General features: G+C 70.4%; 16 protein-coding genes and 1 riboswitch. Of the genes, 7 read left to right on the top strand and 9 right to left on the bottom strand.

The genetic code is table 11. The features are described 5' to 3' along the window. Nucleotides 1-99 precede the first annotated feature (99 nt). The 3 genes from murQ (at nucleotide 100) to J3486_RS42535 (ending at nucleotide 3,387) form a co-directional block, all read left to right on the top strand. Nucleotides 100-1,056 carry an N-acetylmuramic acid 6-phosphate etherase gene (gene murQ / locus J3486_RS42525; RefSeq protein ID WP_207829786.1) on the top strand — a complete coding sequence of 319 codons (957 nt, stop codon included), beginning with the start codon at nucleotides 100-102 and terminating at the stop codon, nucleotides 1,054-1,056. 52 nt (nucleotides 1,057-1,108) lie between these two features. Further along, nucleotides 1,109-2,650, top strand: coding sequence for a PTS transporter subunit EIIC (locus J3486_RS42530; protein WP_207829789.1), 1,542 nt, complete (start codon nucleotides 1,109-1,111; stop codon nucleotides 2,648-2,650). Between the two features lie 158 nt (nucleotides 2,651-2,808). Continuing rightward, complete coding sequence (locus J3486_RS42535) at nucleotides 2,809-3,387, top strand: ABATE domain-containing protein (protein ID WP_207829792.1); 579 nt, start codon at nucleotides 2,809-2,811, stop codon at nucleotides 3,385-3,387. A 6-nt stretch (nucleotides 3,388-3,393) separates the two neighbouring features. On the opposite strand, the gene J3486_RS42540 is transcribed toward J3486_RS42535, so the two are convergent. Beyond that, nucleotides 3,394-3,645: a hypothetical protein gene (locus tag J3486_RS42540; protein ID WP_207829803.1), complete on the bottom strand. Its 252-nt coding sequence runs from the start codon at nucleotides 3,643-3,645 to the stop codon at nucleotides 3,394-3,396. A 67-nt stretch (nucleotides 3,646-3,712) separates the two neighbouring features. Between J3486_RS42540 and J3486_RS42545 the strand changes: the two genes are divergently transcribed. Continuing rightward, nucleotides 3,713-4,000 carry a hypothetical protein gene (locus J3486_RS42545; RefSeq protein WP_207829805.1) on the top strand — a complete coding sequence of 96 codons (288 nt, stop codon included), beginning with the start codon at nucleotides 3,713-3,715 and terminating at the stop codon, nucleotides 3,998-4,000. Here the strand turns inward: J3486_RS42545 and J3486_RS42550 are convergent. The 5 genes from J3486_RS42550 to thrC all read right to left on the bottom strand — a co-directional run bounded on the left by J3486_RS42550 (nucleotide 3,979) and on the right by thrC (nucleotide 9,035). Next, nucleotides 3,979-4,692, bottom strand: a complete 714-nt coding sequence (locus tag J3486_RS42550; protein ID WP_207829807.1) for a DUF6215 domain-containing protein — start codon at nucleotides 4,690-4,692, stop codon at nucleotides 3,979-3,981. The two genes, J3486_RS42545 and J3486_RS42550, sit on opposite strands and share 22 nt — an antisense overlap. A gap of 156 nt (nucleotides 4,693-4,848) precedes the next feature. Next, nucleotides 4,849-6,471, bottom strand: coding sequence for a chaperonin GroEL (groL, locus tag J3486_RS42555; RefSeq protein WP_207829821.1), 1,623 nt, complete (start codon nucleotides 6,469-6,471; stop codon nucleotides 4,849-4,851). Nucleotides 6,472-6,787: 316 nt separating this feature from the next. Further along, nucleotides 6,788-6,994, bottom strand: a complete 207-nt coding sequence (locus tag J3486_RS42560; protein WP_005486335.1) for a cold-shock protein — start codon at nucleotides 6,992-6,994, stop codon at nucleotides 6,788-6,790. 417 nt (nucleotides 6,995-7,411) lie between these two features. Next, entirely contained in the window at nucleotides 7,412-7,690 is a 279-nt protein-coding gene (locus J3486_RS42565; RefSeq protein ID WP_207829823.1) for a MoaD/ThiS family protein, read from the bottom strand. Nucleotides 7,691-7,724: 34 nt separating this feature from the next. Beyond that, entirely contained in the window at nucleotides 7,725-9,035 is a 1,311-nt protein-coding gene (gene thrC, locus J3486_RS42570; protein ID WP_207829825.1) for a threonine synthase, read from the bottom strand. An 18-nt stretch (nucleotides 9,036-9,053) separates the two neighbouring features. Continuing rightward, nucleotides 9,054-9,208, bottom strand: a riboswitch (SAM riboswitch). Nucleotides 9,209-9,392: 184 nt separating this feature from the next. Here thrC and J3486_RS42575 point away from each other — a divergent pair. The 3 genes from J3486_RS42575 to J3486_RS42585 all read left to right on the top strand — a co-directional run bounded on the left by J3486_RS42575 (nucleotide 9,393) and on the right by J3486_RS42585 (nucleotide 13,890). Next, complete coding sequence (locus tag J3486_RS42575) at nucleotides 9,393-10,340, top strand: glucosyl-3-phosphoglycerate synthase (RefSeq protein ID WP_207829827.1); 948 nt, start codon at nucleotides 9,393-9,395, stop codon at nucleotides 10,338-10,340. Nucleotides 10,341-10,378: 38 nt separating this feature from the next. Continuing rightward, entirely contained in the window at nucleotides 10,379-12,412 is a 2,034-nt protein-coding gene (locus J3486_RS42580; RefSeq protein ID WP_207829829.1) for a DUF11 domain-containing protein, read from the top strand. A gap of 89 nt (nucleotides 12,413-12,501) precedes the next feature. Next, the gene (locus J3486_RS42585) at nucleotides 12,502-13,890 is read left to right on the top strand and encodes a trehalose-6-phosphate synthase (protein WP_207829831.1); all 1,389 of its coding nucleotides are present in this window, start codon (nucleotides 12,502-12,504) and stop codon (nucleotides 13,888-13,890) included. Nucleotides 13,891-13,930: 40 nt separating this feature from the next. Here the strand turns inward: J3486_RS42585 and otsB are convergent, their stop codons facing one another. From otsB to J3486_RS42600, 3 genes are read right to left on the bottom strand one after another with little or no spacing between them, the layout of a single operon-like run. Continuing rightward, the gene (gene otsB, locus J3486_RS42590) at nucleotides 13,931-14,758 is read right to left on the bottom strand and encodes a trehalose-phosphatase (protein WP_207829842.1); all 828 of its coding nucleotides are present in this window, start codon (nucleotides 14,756-14,758) and stop codon (nucleotides 13,931-13,933) included. 50 nt (nucleotides 14,759-14,808) lie between these two features. Then, a complete protein-coding gene (locus tag J3486_RS42595) occupies nucleotides 14,809-15,036 on the bottom strand; it encodes a DUF3263 domain-containing protein (protein WP_207829846.1) in 228 nt (75 codons plus the stop codon). A 10-nt stretch (nucleotides 15,037-15,046) separates the two neighbouring features. Further along, nucleotides 15,047-16,258: an extracellular solute-binding protein gene (locus J3486_RS42600; RefSeq protein WP_207829956.1), complete on the bottom strand. Its 1,212-nt coding sequence runs from the start codon at nucleotides 16,256-16,258 to the stop codon at nucleotides 15,047-15,049. Nucleotides 16,259-16,483: the final 225 nt, after the last annotated feature.

Raw genomic sequence — 16,483 nt, forward strand, 5'->3', positions numbered from 1 at the left:
CCAGCCACGACCGAACCCGCACCCGGCGACGAAACCGAACCCCGCAGAAGCCACCCGCACCCGGCCCACCCCCTCGCACAGAAAGCCCCCGAGACGACGATGTCCACCGACGCCCAGAACGCCGACGCCACGTACACCGAGCTCCGCGCCCAGCTGGCCACCCTCACCACCGAGGCGTTCCGGCCGGAGCTCGCCGAGATCGACCAGCTCCCCACCCTGGAGATCGCCAAGATCATGAACGGCGAGGACGCCTCCGTGCCGACCGCCGTCGCCGCCCAGCTCCCCCAGATCGCCGCCGCGATCGACGGCACTGCCGAGCGCATGGCCCGCGGCGGCCGCCTGATCTACGCGGGCGCCGGCACGGCGGGCCGCCTGGGCGTCCTGGACGCCTCCGAGTGTCCGCCCACCTTCAACACCGACCCGGGCGAGGTCGTCGGCCTGATCGCGGGCGGCCCGTCCGCGATGATCACCGCCGTCGAGGGCGCCGAGGACTCCAAGGAGCTCGCGGCCGAGGACCTGGACGCGCTGAACCTGACCGCCGACGACATCGTGGTCGGCATCTCCGCCTCGGGCCGCACCCCGTACGCGATCGGCGCCGTCGAGCACGCCAGGAACACCCGCGGCGCGCTCACCATCGGTCTGTCCTGCAACGCGAACAGCGCCCTCGCGGCCGCCGCGGAGCACGGCATCGAGGTCGTCGTCGGCCCCGAACTCCTCACCGGCTCCACCCGGCTGAAGGCCGGCACGGCCCAGAAGCTCGTCCTCAACATGCTGTCGACGATCACCATGATCCGGCTCGGCAAGACGTACGGAAACCTCATGGTCGACGTACGCGCGTCGAACGAGAAGCTGCGGGCCCGCTCGCGCCGCATCGTCTCCCTGGCCACGGGCGCCGACGACGCGACGATCGAGGCCGCGCTCGCCGCCACCGACGGCGAGGTCAAGAACGCGATCCTCGTCGTGCTCGGCGAGGTCGAAGGCCCCACGGCCGCCCGCCTCCTGACCGAGTCGAACGGCCACCTGCGCGCCGCCCTCGCGGCGGCCGCCACCTCCTGACCCGCTCCCCGTACGTCCCCAGCACCACCCGCACAGCAAGGCAGCACGCACCATGGCTGAGAACAAGAACCGCGATGTGGCGGCCTCCATCCTGCCGCTCGTCGGCGGCGCCGCGAACGTCACCTCCGTCGCCCACTGCATGACCAGGCTCCGACTCGGCCTCGCCGACCGGACCCTGGTCCAGGACGAGGCGCTCAAGGCGCTCCCCGACGTCATGGGCGTCGTCGAGGACGACACGTACCAGATCGTCCTCGGCCCGGGGAAGGTCGCCCGGGTGACCCCCGAGTTCGAGACGCTGGTCGAGGAGGGCAAGGCGGCCGCCGCCCCCGCCCCGGCCGCCGGATCCGGCGGCACCACCGCCGACGAACTGGCCGCCCAGGGCGCCGCGATGAAGGCGGCCCGGAAGGAGAAGAACAACACCCCGTTCAAGCTCTTCCTGCGCAAGATCGCCAACATCTTCGTACCGCTGATCCCGGCCCTGATCGGCTGCGGCATCGTCGCGGGCATCAACGGCCTGCTGATCAACCTGCACTGGCTGCCGTCCGTCACCCCGGCGCTCGCCGCGATCGCCTCCGGCTTCATGTCGCTGATCGCCGTGTTCGTCGGGTACAACGCGGCGAAGGAGTTCGGCGGCACCCCGATCCTGGGCGGCGCCGTCGCCTCGATCATCGTGTACGCGGGCGTCGCCAACATCTCGGTCTTCGGCGAGAAGCTCTCGCCCGGCCAGGGTGGCGTCCTCGGCGCGATGGGCGCGGCGATCCTCGCCGTGTACGTGGAGAAGTGGTGCCGCAAGTGGGTGCCGGAGTCCCTGGACGTCCTGGTCACCCCGACCCTCACGGTCCTCATCTCCGGCCTGGTCACGATCTTCGGCCTGATGTACGTCGCCGGTGAGATCTCCACCGGTATCGGCACGGCGGCCAACTGGCTGCTCGACAGCGCGGGCGTCTTCGCGGGCGCGATCCTCGGCGGCCTCTTCCTCCCGCTGGTCATGCTCGGCCTGCACCAGGCCCTGATCCCGATCCACACCACCCTCATCGAGCAGCAGGGCTACACGGTCCTGCTCCCGATCCTCGCCATGGCGGGCGCGGGCCAGGTCGGTTCGGCCATCGCCGTCTTCAAGCGGCTGCCGCGCAACACGTCGCTGCGCAGGACCATCAAGTCGGCGCTCCCCGCGGGCTTCCTGGGCGTGGGCGAACCGCTGATCTACGGTGTGTCGCTGCCCCTGGGCCGTCCGTTCATCACGGCGTGCATCGGCGGCGCGGCCGGCGGCGCGTTCATCGGCTTCTTCTCGATGATCGGCTACCAGGTCGGCTCGACGGCGATCGGCCCGTCCGGCTGGGCCCTGTTCCCGCTGCTCGACGGCAACCACAACATCGGCGTCGACATCGCGATCTACGCGGGCGGTCTGCTGGTCGGCTACCTCGTCGGCTACCTGGCCACGTACTACTTCGGCTTCACGAAGGACATGCTGGAGGAGCTGAACGCGGACGTCGACGCGGGCGAGTCCCCCGCGGCCCACGCGGAGGCCACCCCGGCCGCCGCCCCGGCCCCGGCCTCCGGCGCGCCCGACCCGAAGGAACCGGCCAAGGTCTGACCCCTCGGCCCTCCCCGAACCCCGGGGCCCCACGGACGCTTCCCCCGAGCTCCGCGGGGCCCCGGCCCATGCACGCCCCCGGTCGCCCGCCCCGGGCCGCCGTTCGCCAGGGCGCCGGAGGTTACCTCTATAACCAGTAACCTGCTAGCGTGCCCCGCATGGTGGACAAGCACACCGACCCCTACGCGTTCCGCTGGTTAGGCGGCCGCCTCTCGGTCGACTTCACGGCGACGCTGGGTCAACGCGGCCTGGGCGACGCCGAGTTCGACCGGCTGCGCTCCCCGGACGACCTGTCCCGCTGGTGCACGGAGGCGGGCCTGTGCGAGGCACCCGCCCCCGCCGCCACCCCGCGTGTCCTCACCCACGCCCACGAACTGCGCGAAGCGCTGCACACCGCCTTCACCGCGCCGACCGCGGCCGGTCTGGACACCATCAGCACCTGGTCGTCACGGTCCCTGCCGGGCCCGCGCCTGACCCTCACCGAGCGGGGCCGGCCCGCCCTGGTCCGCCCCGAGATCCACACGATCGCCGACCTGCTGCCGCTGATCGCCCGCGACGGCGTCGACCTGCTGACCGGCCCGTACGCGCGCCGCATCCGCGAGTGCGCCTCCTCCGACTGCACGCTCCTGTTCGTGGACGAGAGCCGGCCGGGCCGTCGCCGCTGGTGCTCGATGGACACGTGCGGGGCGCGCTCGAAGATGGCGGGTTACCGGGCCCGCAGAACGCAGCGCGCCTGACCAGGGCTACGAGAGCGTGGACGCGGGCGACGGGGCCCGCTCGGGCAGCGGTGCGAAGGAGCCCACGGAGCACGTGCGGACGCATCGGGCCCCGCCCCGGTACACCGGGCTCAGCATGCCCAGGGCCGCCGTCCGCTCGCCCGACGTGCTCACCGCGGACGGCCCCTGCGGCCCGGGTCCTGCCGCCTGCGCCGCGGGTGCGCCGAGCACGGTCGCCACGACAGCCGCCGTCAGTACGGGCCCGAGTACGTTCGTCATGTCCCGACAACGACCGACCGGCCGTACTGGACATGCGGCGTCCGTGGAGTTCGCGCATTCTGGCCCCATGGCTGACAGCACGTTCTCGAAGATTTCCTGGACCGAGTTCCGCCCCAACCGGAGCCGACTGACCGCCGGTGCGGCCCTCACGGGCGTCGGCATGCTGGTCGCCACCGCGGGCGTCGGCGTCCTCGTCTACGAACTGGCCCGCGCGGGCCGCTCCTGGACCGGCAGCTGGGAGGTGCCGCCCACCGAGCTGGCCCACCGCGCCCTGCGCCACGCCCAGACGGCGACGCAGAGCGCGGCGCGGGCGGGCCGTGACGCGTGGTCGAGCTACGAGGAAGGCGTCTCCTGACGGAGCTTCGCCCCCGAGTCGAAGCCGGGGATCACCGGCAGCACGTGCTCGGCGACGTCCAGGAGCACGGTCCGGTCCGGGTAGCCGCCGCCGTTGCGCCACACCACCAGCTCCCATGAGCCGCCGCGGTTCTTCGCGTCGAACGCCACGCTGAGCGCCTCGGCGGGCTTGCCCTGCGTGCTCTGGGCGTCCGAGCCGTCGAGCCGGAAGCGGATGCCCATGGTCTCGGTCGAGTAGAAGACCGCGGGGCGGCGCAGCACCTTCTGGAGGTGGGCGTCGCGGCCGATGAACGCCGCGGTCTCCTCGTCCACCGGGAATCGGTCGTAGGACGCGGACAGCTCCACGGTGTACGTCTCGAACTCGATCCGGGCCGACGGGTAGGCGATCTTGTTCTTGCCCGTCCCGACGGACCCGCCGTTGCCGTACGCGCTCTTGGGCAGCTCGCCCGGTGTACCGAGCCAGGACGCCAGCTCGGACTGGTTGAGCGCCCGGCACAGCTGCGACCCGGAGACCCGTCCGGCCGCCCGGTCGCTCTTCGTCGGCACGCCACCCGAACAGGTGGCGGCCTTCTGCTCGCGGTCCCGTTCCGACGCCGGGCTGTCGGAGATCGCCCAGAACCCCACGGCCAGCGCTCCCACCAGCGCCACGGCCGATATGGCCTGCCCCCACGCGTTCACCGGTCTGTCCGTCATGTCCCCCACGTCCCCCGCCTTGCGTGTTGATCAAGAGATACGCGGACATTAGCGCCTGACCAGGGGCGGGGGGAACTGCCTGAAAACGCCCGAGGGCGGTACCCCGCGATGGGGTACCGCCCTCGGAATCGGACCTGGTCCGAGCCTGGATCAGGCTCAGAAGTCCATGTCACCGCCCGGCATGCCGCCCGGAGCGGCCGCGGCGGCCTTCTCCGGCTTGTCGGCGATGACGGCCTCGGTGGTGAGGAACAGCGCGGCGATCGACGCGGCGTTCTGCAGCGCGGAGCGCGTCACCTTGGCCGGGTCGAGGATGCCCTCGGCAATCATGTCGACGTACTCGCCCGTGGCGGCGTTCAGACCGTGGCCGACGGCCAGGTTCCGAACCTTCTCCACGACGACGCCACCCTCGAGACCACCGTTGACGGCGATCTGCTTGAGCGGGGCCTCCAGGGCGAGCTTCACGGCGTTGGCGCCGGTCGCCTCGTCACCCTCGAGCTCCAGCTTCTCGAAGACCGCGGAGGCCTGCAGCAGGGCGACGCCACCACCGGCGACGATGCCCTCCTCGACGGCCGCCTTCGCGTTGCGAACGGCGTCCTCGATGCGGTGCTTGCGCTCCTTGAGCTCGACCTCGGTCGCGGCACCGGCCTTGATGACCGCAACACCGCCGGCGAGCTTCGCCAGGCGCTCCTGCAGCTTCTCGCGGTCGTAGTCGCTGTCCGAGTTCTCGATCTCGGCACGGATCTGGTTGACGCGACCCTGGACCTGGTCGCTCTCGCCCGAGCCGTCGACGATCGTCGTCTCGTCCTTGGTGATGACGACCTTGCGGGCGCGGCCGAGCAGGTCGAGACCGGCGTTCTCCAGCTTGAGGCCGACCTCCTCGGAGATGACGGTGCCACCGGTGAGGATGGCGATGTCGCCGAGCATGGCCTTGCGGCGGTCACCGAAGCCCGGGGCCTTGACGGCGACGGACTTGAAGGTGCCACGGATCTTGTTGACGACCAGGGTCGACAGGGCCTCGCCCTCGACGTCCTCGGCGATGATCAGCAGCGGCTTGCCCGACTGCATGACCTTCTCCAGCAGCGGAAGGAGGTCCTTCACGTTGCCGATCTTCGAGTTGACGATGAGGATGTACGGGTCCTCCAGCGAGGCCTCCATACGCTCCATGTCGGTGGCGAAGTACGCCGAGATGTAGCCCTTGTCGAAGCGCATACCCTCGGTGAGCTCCAGCTCCAGACCGAAGGTCTGGGACTCCTCGACGGTGATGACGCCTTCCTTGCCGACCTTGTCCATGGCCTCGGCGATGAGCTCGCCGATCTGGGTGTCGGCGGCGGAGATGGAGGCCGTCGAAGCGATCTGCTCCTTGGTCTCGACCTCCTTGGCCTGCTCAAGAAGCGCACCGGAGACGGCCTCGACGGCCTTCTCGATACCGCGCTTGAGGGCCATCGGGTTGGCGCCGGCGGCTACGTTGCGAAGGCCTTCGCGAACGAGCGCCTGGGCCAGGACGGTCGCGGTCGTCGTGCCGTCACCGGCGACGTCGTCCGTCTTCTTCGCGACCTCCTTGACCAGCTCGGCGCCGATCTTCTCGTACGGGTCCTCGAGCTCGATCTCCTTGGCGATGGACACACCATCGTTGGTGATCGTGGGGGCGCCCCACTTCTTCTCGAGGACGACGTTGCGACCCTTGGGGCCCAGGGTCACCTTGACGGCGTCGGCGAGCTGGTTCATGCCGCGCTCGAGGCCGCGCCGTGCCTCCTCGTCGAACGCGATGATCTTGGCCATGTGAAGTGGTCCTCCCGGACGGGGTGGAAACGCAAACGGACCGTGTTGGTGCCCGCGACGGACGGCCCTTGAGCCTTGTGGTTCCTTGCCCCACCTGGCTCCCGGACCTCACCGACCCGATCCAAGCTTTAAAGAGGTACTGCCTGTCACTCTCACTGGGAGAGTGCTAAGCCCAATGATTAGCACTCGCCCCCTGCGAGTGCAAGGCCGTCCGGTGAAGGCGCAGGTGAGAAGCGCGAAGGGTCCGTCCCCGGCGAACCGGGGGACGGACCCTTCGTGGACGTACGAAGCTTGCGTACTGCAGTCAGTCGCGCGCTCAGCCGGCGGCCAGACGAACCATGTCCGCCTGCGGCCCCTTCTGGCCCTGCGAGATCTCGAATTCCACTCGCTGACCCTCTTCAAGGGTGCGGTAGCCGTCCATCTGAATCGCGCTGTAGTGGACGAAAACATCCGCACCACCGTCGACCGCGATGAAGCCGTACCCCTTCTCCGCGTTGAACCACTTGACGGTGCCCTGAGCCATGCCTAACTCCCCTATTACTGGCCCTTGCACAGGACCGCACTTCGCGGACCCGGGTCAGACCTCACCCCCCATTGGTTGGGGGTGTGCGCCGGAACGCGTCGACCGCGGCTGAATGTATCTGCCCAACTGCCGTCTGCAACAGGTCAGTCGGACGAGAATTCTGGGCATGCGCGATCGGGGAAAACGGGCCAACTGGACGGATCTCAGGGCAAGTCGGGCCGCACAAATGCCATAAAGGGCCTGAAAGGGCGGGGCACTTTGGCTGCTTCTTGTCGGGCTGCGGGCGAGAACTCATATGCGCCCGTCATGCGCCACGTTCGGAGCCGAACCAGCTTCCCCAACTGTACCGCGCTCAACCATGCAGAATTGCCCCCTCCGTTTCTCTCACGGAGGGGGCAATTCGGAATGCGGAGCGTGTCAGCAGCCGCCCGCGACGGCCGGAATGATCGAGACGCCGGCGCCGTCCGGCGTCGCCGTCTCCAGGCCCTGCTCGAAGCGGACGTCGTCGTCGTTCACGTAGACGTTCACGAAGCGGCGCAGCTTGCCCTGGTCGTCGAGGACGCGAGCGGCGATCCCGGTGTGGTTCTTCTCCAGGTCGGTGATGACCTCAAAGAGCGTGGCGCCCTCGGCGGGCACCTCGGCCTGACCGCCGGTGTAGGTGCGCAGGATGGTGGGGATGCGGACGGTGACGCTCATGGTGGTGACTCCCGGTGCTTCAGGTTCGGTGGGCTCAGTGGGCGAGGCCGGCGTCGCGGAACGCGTCCAGGCTCGGCCGGATGGTCGCGGTCGCCTGAGAGGAATCGGCGACGGCGTCCAGGGTCTTGAGACCATCGCCGGTGTTGAGGACGACCGTCGTCAGGGACGGGTCGATCAGGCCCGCCTCGATGAGCTTCTTGGTGACGCCGAGGGTCACGCCGCCCGCCGTCTCCGCGAAGATGCCCTCCGTCTGCGCGAGCAGCTTGATCGCGTCGACGACCTGCTCGTCATTGACGTCCTCCACGGCGCCGCCGGTGCGGCGGGCGATGTCGAGGACGTACGGGCCGTCGGCCGGGTTCCCGATCGCGAGCGACTTGGCGATGGTGTTCGGCTTCTGGGGACGGACGACGTCGTGGCCGCCCTTGTAGGCGACGGAGACCGGGGAGCAGCCCTCGGCCTGGGCGCCGAAGAGCTTGTACGGCTTGTCCTCGACCAGACCGAGCTTGATCAGCTCCTGCAGACCCTTGTCGATCTTGGTGAACTGGGAGCCGGACGCGATCGGGATGACCAGCTGGTCGGGCAGCTGCCAGCCGAGCTGCTCGCAGATCTCGTACGCGAGCGTCTTGGAGCCCTCGCCGTAGTACGGGCGCAGGTTCACGTTCACAAAGCCCCAGCCCTCGCCCAGCGGGTCGCCGATGAGCTCGGAGCAGAAGCGGTTCACGTCGTCGTAGTTGCCCTCGATGGCGACGAGGTCACCGCCGTAGACACCGGCCATGACGACCTTGCCCTGCTCCAGGTCGTGCGGGATGAACACGCAGGAGCGGAAGCCGGCGCGGGCGGCGGCGGCGCCGACGGCGCCCGCCAGGTTGCCGGTGGAGGAGCAGGACAGGGTGGTGAAGCCGAAGGCGCGTGCGGCCTCGATGGCCTGCGCGACGACACGGTCCTTGAAGGAGTGCGTCGGGTTGCCGGAGTCGTCCTTGACGAACAACTTGCCCTGCTCGACGCCGAGTTCACGGGCGAGATTGTCGGCCTTGACGAGCTTGGTCCAGCCCGGGTTCAGGTTCGGCTTCTCGGCGACGTCGGCCGGGACCGGCAGGAGGGGGGCGTAGCGCCAGATGTTGGCCGGGCCCGCCTCGATCTGCTTGCGGAGTGCCTCAGGGTCGCCGACGGGAAGGTCGTACGCGACTTCCAGAGGCCCGAAACACTCGACGCAGGCGAAGATCGGACCGAGCTCGAACTTCGCGCCGCACTCGCGGCAGGAGAGGCCGGAGGCCGGGCCGAGGTCGACGGAGCCCGTGGTGGCGGGGGTGGCGGGGGTTTCGGTGGCGACAGTCTGTACAGCCATGAGAGGCGAGGCCCTTTCTCCTCATCTTCCTCGCGACGCACTTCGCCGCGAGACGGATTTGGCACCTTCCCTAGCCGGGAGCCTCGCTGGCGCACTGCGGTGTGCGGACGAGACCGGCTGGAGGGTTGCCGGGGCTTCAACGGGCCGTTTCCCTCTGCCCCTCTGGATGAGCGGTATTCGGTTGTGTCCTGCGATTGTTGCCGTGCGGTAAGACGCGGCACGGGCGACGGGGACCCCGACATGCGATGGTCACCGACCCTGTTCAAGACTGTAACTGAAGGGGTGGACCCTTGAGATAGTCGTCCGAACCGCGAGATGGATCACACCCCCTGTCCCCGTCGTGAGGAGCCGCAGACCGTGCTGGAAGAAGTCGAGCGCTGGCTGAGCAGGCGCTCCTGGTCCGTGAGCGACCGCCCCCTCCACCAGCTGATCGCCGCGAAACGCGCGAGCGGCCAGAGCGTCAGCGTCGTACTGCCCGCGCTCAACGAGGAGGCGACGGTCGGGGAGATCGTCTCGGTCATCCGGCGCGAGCTGATGACGGACGCGATGCCGCTGGTCGACGAGGTCGTGGTCGTCGACTCGGGCTCCACGGACCGCACCTCCGAGGTCGCGCTGGCCGCCGGGGCGCGCGTCGAGCACCGGGACACGATCCTGCCGCGGATCGCGGCACGCCCCGGTAAGGGTGAAGTGCTGTGGCGTTCCCTGCTCGTCACTTCCGGTGACATCGTGTGCTTCGTCGACGCCGATCTGAAGGAGTTCTCGGCGGACTTCGTCTCGGGCATCGTGGGACCGCTGCTGACCGATCCGGACGTCGATTTCGTGAAGGCGATGTACGACCGCCCGCTCGGCGAGGCGGCCGGTCAGGGCGGCCGGGTCACCGAGCTGATGGCCCGGCCGATACTCAATCTCCACTGGCCCCAACTGGCGGGATTCGTGCAGCCGTTGGGCGGGGAGTACGCGGCCCGCAGGTCCCTGCTCGAACAGCTCCCGTTCCCCGTCGGGTACGGGGTGGAGCTCGGGCTGCTGGTGGACGCGCTGCACACCGTGGGCCTGGACGCGCTCTCCCAGGTCGACGTGGGCGTGCGCAAGCACCGCCACCAGGACGGCCAGGCGCTCGGCCGGATGGCGGCGGCGATCTACCGCACGGCCCAGCTGCGCCTCGCCCGCGGGCACCTCATCAGGCCGGTGCTCACCCAGTTCGAGCGCGGCGACGACGGCTTCGAACCGCGGGTGCACTCGGTGGACACGGAGGAACGTCCCCCGATGACCGAAATCAGTGAGTATGCGGAGCGTCGCGTGGCGTAATCGACGGATGATCATGCCGTCTGCCTAAGTTGCCCTTTATGTGGCTTAGACATGCAAAGGGCGCCGGCAGGAAGGGGCTCGCGGCGTGCGCCGTGGCGGCCGCCCTCACCGGTTCGCTGGTCGGGGCCGCCGCGCCGCCGGCCGCAGCGGACGTGGTCTCCCCGTTCGCGAAGCGCTACGACGAGTCGATCTACGGCGACTTCAAGACCATCGGCAACACGGTCATGGGCTGTCCGACCACCCCCGCCGACCTGGCCGCGCGCTGCGCCGTCGCCGCGAACGGCGAGGGCAAGGACAACAACAACACGTTCGTGATGCAGCGCATCAACACCGCGGGCACCACGGCCGGCTACGGCTCCAGCACCGGGCAGGTCACCGTCCCGCCGGGCGCGAAGGTCGCGTACGCGCGGCTCTTCTTCGGCGGCAACGACGGCACGTACCGCGGGCCGAGCGGCGCCCGGCTCGCGCGCTGCGACATCTCCGGCGCCGACGTGGACCCCTCGCCGGGCGACCCGCTGGACGCGGTGCCCGCGGTCGGGGTGGCCGGGGCGGCGCCCAGCAAGGTCACTCCGGCGAACCTGGTGCGGGACCCGGCCACCACCAGCGGCCCGCACTACTACACCGGCGAGGCCGACGTCACCGGCCTGTTCAGCGGTGTCACCGGCACCGGTACGACGATCCCGGTCGCGGTCGGCGACATCTGGGCGCCCACCGGCAAGGGCTGCGTGGCGGGCTGGTCGCTGACCGTCGTCTACAAGTACGACGCCCCGAACGACACGTACGCGCCGGACCGCCGCAACGTGTACCTCTACGGCGGCCACGTCCTGCAGCGCTCCACGTCTCCTGCCACCACGGTCGACGTCTCCGGCTTCTACCGCTCGGCCGGCACCCCGCACGCGAGCGTCACGGCGTACGAGGGCGACTGGAACACGCCCGGCGACCGGTTCGCCGTCGGCGGCCAGAACATCACCGAGGCGCACACCGGCAACACCAACAACTTCTTCATCTCCGAGGACGACGGCGCCCTCGACCCGAAGATGCGCAACAACCTGAGCATCGACGCCAAGGAGTTCGACGTCTCGGGCGGCTCCACCCGGGCGGCCCTCAAGGCCGAGCCGATCCCGGTCGGCGCCACCTCCACCACACTGAGCTTCAGCACGAAGGGCGACACCTACGTCCCCTCGGCCCTGGCGCTGTCCGTCCCGGTGCCCGACCTGGAGATCACCAAGACGGCGAGCCCGGCGACGGTGCGGCCCGGTGACACGCTCACGTACACGGTGAAGGCGAAGAACATCAGCCGGCTGCCGTACCCGAACGCCAAGTTCACCGACGACCTCGCCGAGAACCTCGACGACGCGACGTACAACAACGACGCCACGGCGAGCGTCGGCACGGTCTCCTACACCGCGCCGAAGATCAGCTACACCGGTGACATCCCGGCCGGGCGGACCGCGACGGTCACGTACTCGGTGAAGGTCAACGACCCGGTCAGCGGCGACGGCAGGCTCACCAACAACATCGTCGCCGAGACCCCGCGCACCAACTGCGCGGACGGTTCGGCCGACCCGTCCTGCGGCATCACGCCGACGATCGAGAAGCCCGTGCCGCCGACGCCGGTCCGGCTGCCGGTCACCGACGTGGTGCCGCCGTCGCACTTCCCGCCGGGCGGGGAGGCACCGTTCCTCGTCGTCATCCGCAACCCCGGTGACACCCCGGCGCGGGTCAGGGTGCCCACCATGGGCGGCATCCGCGCGGTGACGGTCCCGGCGCACGGCAAGGTCACGGTGAAGGTGCCCGTGCGGGTGCCGGACACCCCCGGCCGGAGGGCCACGTACCGGCTGGTGATCCCCGGCACGGTCTGCGCCGCGGGCAGCACCGACCCCGTGTGCACCCTGGCCTTCACCGTCGACCGGGTACAGGCCCGCCCGACGCCGCCGCAGTCCTCGCCGGGCGGTGACGAGCTGGCCGAGACCGGATCCGACTCGCTCACGCTGCTGTACGGCGGGCTCACCCTGGCGCTGTGCGGACTCGGCACCCTGGTCCTCGCGGCGGTCCGCGGCCGCCGGGACTGATCCCTCCCCGAGGGCGTTGTATACGGCCGGGCTCCCGCTGGAGCCCGGCCGTACGTTTGAGCGTTTCCGGGGCGGGCTAGTTTCGCCGTATGGCTTCCACGCATGGTGCTGCTGAGGTTCTCGTCGCGTCCAACCGCGGTCCGGTCTCGTACGTGGCCGCGGACTCCCCCGACGGATCCGGGATCGAGGCGAGGCGGGGCGGCGGCGGTCTGGTCTCCGCGCTGAGCGTCGTCGAGGACAAGCTGTGGGTGTGCGCGGCGCTCGGCGACGGGGACCGCGAGGCGGTGCGGCGCGGGATCACCGAGCCCGGCGTACGGATGCTGGCCATCGACCCCGAGGTGTACGCGGACGCGTACAACGGCATCGCGAACTCGGTGCTGTGGTTCGTGCACCACATGCTGTACCAGACGCCCCTGGAGCCGTCGTTCGGCCCGGAGTTCCGGCGGCAGTGGGCGTCCTACGAGGCGTACAACCGGGCCTTCGCCGAGGCGCTGGCGCAGGAGGCGGCGCCGGGCGCGACGGTCGTGGTGCAGGACTACCACCTGGCGCTGGTCCCCGGGATGCTCCGCGAGCTCCGTGACGACCTGCGCATCGGGCACTTCTCGCACACGCCCTGGGCGCCCGTCGACTACTTCCGGATGCTGCCCGACGACATCGCCGAGCAGCTGCTGCGCGGCATGCTCGGCGCGGACCGGCTCGCCTTTCTGACCCGGCGCTGGGCGGACACCTTCACCGAGTGCTGCACGCGGATCCTCGGAGGCACGTCCGGCACCCGGATCGGGGTGCACGGGCTCGGCGCCGACGCGGACTTCCTGCGCGAGCGCTCGCACCGCGCGGACGTCGAGGACCGTCTGGCGGCGCTGCGCGAGCAGATCGGCGAGGACCGCAAGGTGATCGTCCGGGTGGACCGCACCGAGCTGTCGAAGAACATCGTGCGCGGCCTGCGCGCGTACGAGCTGCTGCTGGAGACGCGGCCCGAGTGGCACGAGAAGGTCGTGCACGTCGCGTTCGCGTACCCGTCGCGGCAGGACCTGGCCGTGTACCGCGACTACACGGAAGAGGTCTCACGGGTCGCCGAGGCCATCAACTCCCGCTTCGGCACGCCGGGCTGGACGCCGGTGGTGCTGCACGTGAAGGACGACTTCGCGCGCTCGCTCGCGGCGTACCGGCTCGCCGACGTGGCCCTGGTCAACCCCATCCGCGACGGCATGAACCTGGTCGCCAAGGAGGTCCCGGTCGTCTCCGACGAGGGCTGCGCGCTGGTCCTGTCCCGGGAGGCGGGGGCGCACGAGGAACTCGGCGAGGACGCGGTGTCCGTCAACCCGTACGACATCTCCGGTACGTGCGCGGCCCTGGCCGCCGCGCTCACCATGCCGGACGAGGAACGCGCCGAACGCACCAAGCGCCTGGCGGCGGCGGCCACCGCGTTGCCGCCCGGCGCGTGGTTCCTGGAGCAGCTGGAGGCACTGCGCGACTGAGGGCGCCGGGCCAGTGGGGCTTCTCGCGCCCGGTAACGCATCAGGCACCCGGCAGACGCGCTGCCAGCTCTCGCAGCAGCCCCACCACACCCTCCGGACCGTCGAGCACCAGGTCCGCCCGCTCCGCCAGCTCGGCGATCACCGTGTCCGCCGCCACCAGCACCCCGGGCACCCCGTCCGACCGCAGCTTCTCCACCGCCGCGAACGCCGGCAGGTCCCCGAGGTCGTCGCCCGCGTAGAGGACGGACTCGGCGCCCACCTCACGTACGTACTCCGTGAGCGCCACCCCCTTGTCGACGCCCGGCGGGCGCAGCTCCAGGACCATGCGGCCGGGCTCGACGATGAGGCCGTGCCGGGCCGCGAGGTCGGTGAGGGGTGCGCGCAGCGCCTCGAAGGCGCCCTGCGGATCGGGCGCCCGGCGCGTGTGCACCGCGACGGCGCGGCCCTTCTCCTCGACGTACGTGTCGTGCCACTGGCCCAGAGCGGCGAGGACGCCGGGGAGCTCGGAGCGGACGGAGGCGACGCCGGGGTGCGGGGCGGGGGCGTGCACGGTGCCGGTGACGGCGTCCCAGCGTTCGGCGCCGTAGTGGCCGAGGACGACGAGGTGCTCCAGGCCGGGGACGCCCGCGAAGTCGCCGTGCCGGACGGCCACCCCCGCGGGGCGGCCGGTGATGACGGCCACGGAGGCGACCCGCGGCGCGAGCGCGGCGAGGGCCGGGGCCGCGTCGGGGTGCGCGCGGGCCTGTTCGGGGTCGGGGACGATCGGGGCCAGGGTCCCGTCGAAATCAAGAGCGATGACGCTCCGCTCGGGGCGGGCGATGATCGCGGCCAGTCCGTCCCGGCCGGCGGCAGTCCGTAGGGCGTCCATACGGTCGACCCTAGCCGCGACCCGGGCCCGGCCTCCACGAATCGGCCACGTCAGCGCTGGGCCCGCTTGTCCTCCCGCACCCGCCGCAGCCGGTTCACCGTGACCGGGGCCGCCTCAAGGGCCCGGGGATCGTCGATCAGCGCGTTCAGGAGCTGGAAATAGCGCACCGGCGCCATGTCCAGCTCCTCGCGGATGGCCCGCTCCTTGGCGCCCGGCGACGCGAAGCCGCGCCCCTCGAACGCGAGCACGGCCCTCTCCCGTTCGCCCAGAGACTCCATGTCGGCCACGCTACTCGGCGGATTCCGCGGCCGCCGCCTCGTTCTGGATCCGGCCGAGCACCGCGGCCGGGCTGCTGTTCGGGGCGACGGCGGAGCCGATCTCCTTCTTGATGTCGGCGCTGACGCTCGGCCACGACGTGTTGCCGACGGGGTACAGCTCGGAGTTCGAGAGCTGGTCGAGGAACGGCCAGAGCTTCTTGTCCTCCTTGGCCGCCGCCATGGTGTCCGAGGCGCTGTTGGTGACCGGCAGCAGGTCGTACTCGCGGGAGAAGTCCAGGACGTTCTTCTCGCTGTAGACGTAGTTCAGGAACGTGCCGATCTCCTTGGCGTGGCCGTTCTGCTTGAACGCCATCATCCAGTCGGCGACGCCCATCGTGGACTTCGCGGGCCCGTCGGGACCCGGCAGCTGCACGGTGCCGTAGTCGATGCCCTTGCCCGCGGCCATCTGCATGAGCGTGGGGTGGCCGTTGAGCATGCCGACCTCGCCCTTGGCGAAGGCCGCGAAGGCCTGCGCGCGGTTGAGCTTGCCGGGGGGCGTCGGGCCGGTCAGGCCCTTGCCGACCAGGTCGTCCTTGAGGAAGTCGAACGTGTCGACGTTCCGCTGGGAGTCGATGGCGTACGAGCCGACGTCGTCGGTGTAGGCGGCGCCGCCGCTCAGCATCCAGATCATGGTCTCGGCCTGCGCCTCCTCGGTGCCGAGCGGCAGCGCGTACGGGTACCGCACCCCGTGCGCCTTGAGCGCCTTGGCGTCGGCCGCCAGCTCGGCCCAGGTGGTGGGCGGCGTGATCCCGGCGTCCTTGAAGAGCTTCTTGTTGTAGAAGAGCAGGCGCGTGGAGGAGGCGAACGGCATGCCGTACTGGACGTCGTCGACCTTGCCCGCGTCGGCGAGCTGGGGCAGGAAGTCGGCCTGGGTGGGCACGTCGAGCAGGTTGCCGACCGGGTAGAGCTTGTCGGCCGCGGCGTAGTCGGAGTAGGCGCCGATCTGCGCCATGTCGGGGGCGTGGCCGCCGTCGACCAGCTGCTTGACCTTGGCGTCGACGACCTTCCAGTTGTAGACGTCGACCTCGACCTTGATGCCCGGGTGCTCCTGCTCGAAGGCGGCGCCGAGCGCGTCCCAGTACTTCTGCGAGCTGTTGGCCGCGGAGTCGCCGTAGTCGGCGGCGACGAGCTTGAGGGTGACGTCGCCGGAGCCGCCCGAGCACGCGGTGAGCGCTCCCGCCATGCCCAGGACGGCCGTAGCCGCTATCAGACCGGTGATGTGCCGCTGCACCGTGTTGCCCCACCCTCGTACTCGGACCCCATGACCGGATCCCCTTGGTCGACTAGTCGAACACAAGGTCTACACCACCCAGCTCGCGCTTCGACAACAGGGCTGGTCAAGGGGGTAACTCCGGCTCCGGGCAACAAGATCCCCGTAAGTGGACTAGACCTGTTGTGGGTGTACGCG

Origin of the sequence: Streptomyces sp. VRA16 Mangrove soil (assembly GCF_017377775.1) — a bacterium.
Classification (GTDB): Bacteria; Actinomycetota; Actinomycetes; order Streptomycetales; family Streptomycetaceae; genus Streptomyces.

What these genes read in the sequence shown, in the direction of transcription:
- J3486_RS42565 (WP_207829823.1), bottom strand. Translation starts at nt 7,690, where the DNA reads ATGAGCGTCACCGTCCGCATCCCCACCATCCTGCGCACCTACACCGGC.
- murQ (WP_207829786.1), top strand. Translation starts at nt 100, where the DNA reads ATGTCCACCGACGCCCAGAACGCCGACGCCACGTACACCGAGCTCCGC.
- thrC (WP_207829825.1), bottom strand. Translation starts at nt 9,035, where the DNA reads ATGGCTGTACAGACTGTCGCCACCGAAACCCCCGCCACCCCCGCCACC.
- J3486_RS42585 (WP_207829831.1), top strand. Translation starts at nt 12,502, where the DNA reads ATGGCTTCCACGCATGGTGCTGCTGAGGTTCTCGTCGCGTCCAACCGC.
- J3486_RS42550 (WP_207829807.1), bottom strand. Translation starts at nt 4,692, where the DNA reads ATGACGGACAGACCGGTGAACGCGTGGGGGCAGGCCATATCGGCCGTG.
- J3486_RS42595 (WP_207829846.1), bottom strand. Translation starts at nt 15,036, where the DNA reads ATGGAGTCTCTGGGCGAACGGGAGAGGGCCGTGCTCGCGTTCGAGGGG.
- J3486_RS42580 (WP_207829829.1), top strand. Translation starts at nt 10,379, where the DNA reads ATGTGGCTTAGACATGCAAAGGGCGCCGGCAGGAAGGGGCTCGCGGCG.
- otsB (WP_207829842.1), bottom strand. Translation starts at nt 14,758, where the DNA reads ATGGACGCCCTACGGACTGCCGCCGGCCGGGACGGACTGGCCGCGATC.
- J3486_RS42600 (WP_207829956.1), bottom strand. Translation starts at nt 16,258, where the DNA reads ATGGCGGGAGCGCTCACCGCGTGCTCGGGCGGCTCCGGCGACGTCACC.
- J3486_RS42540 (WP_207829803.1), bottom strand. Translation starts at nt 3,645, where the DNA reads ATGACGAACGTACTCGGGCCCGTACTGACGGCGGCTGTCGTGGCGACC.
- J3486_RS42560 (WP_005486335.1), bottom strand. Translation starts at nt 6,994, where the DNA reads ATGGCTCAGGGCACCGTCAAGTGGTTCAACGCGGAGAAGGGGTACGGC.
- J3486_RS42535 (WP_207829792.1), top strand. Translation starts at nt 2,809, where the DNA reads ATGGTGGACAAGCACACCGACCCCTACGCGTTCCGCTGGTTAGGCGGC.
- J3486_RS42530 (WP_207829789.1), top strand. Translation starts at nt 1,109, where the DNA reads ATGGCTGAGAACAAGAACCGCGATGTGGCGGCCTCCATCCTGCCGCTC.
- groL (WP_207829821.1), bottom strand. Translation starts at nt 6,471, where the DNA reads ATGGCCAAGATCATCGCGTTCGACGAGGAGGCACGGCGCGGCCTCGAG.
- J3486_RS42545 (WP_207829805.1), top strand. Translation starts at nt 3,713, where the DNA reads ATGGCTGACAGCACGTTCTCGAAGATTTCCTGGACCGAGTTCCGCCCC.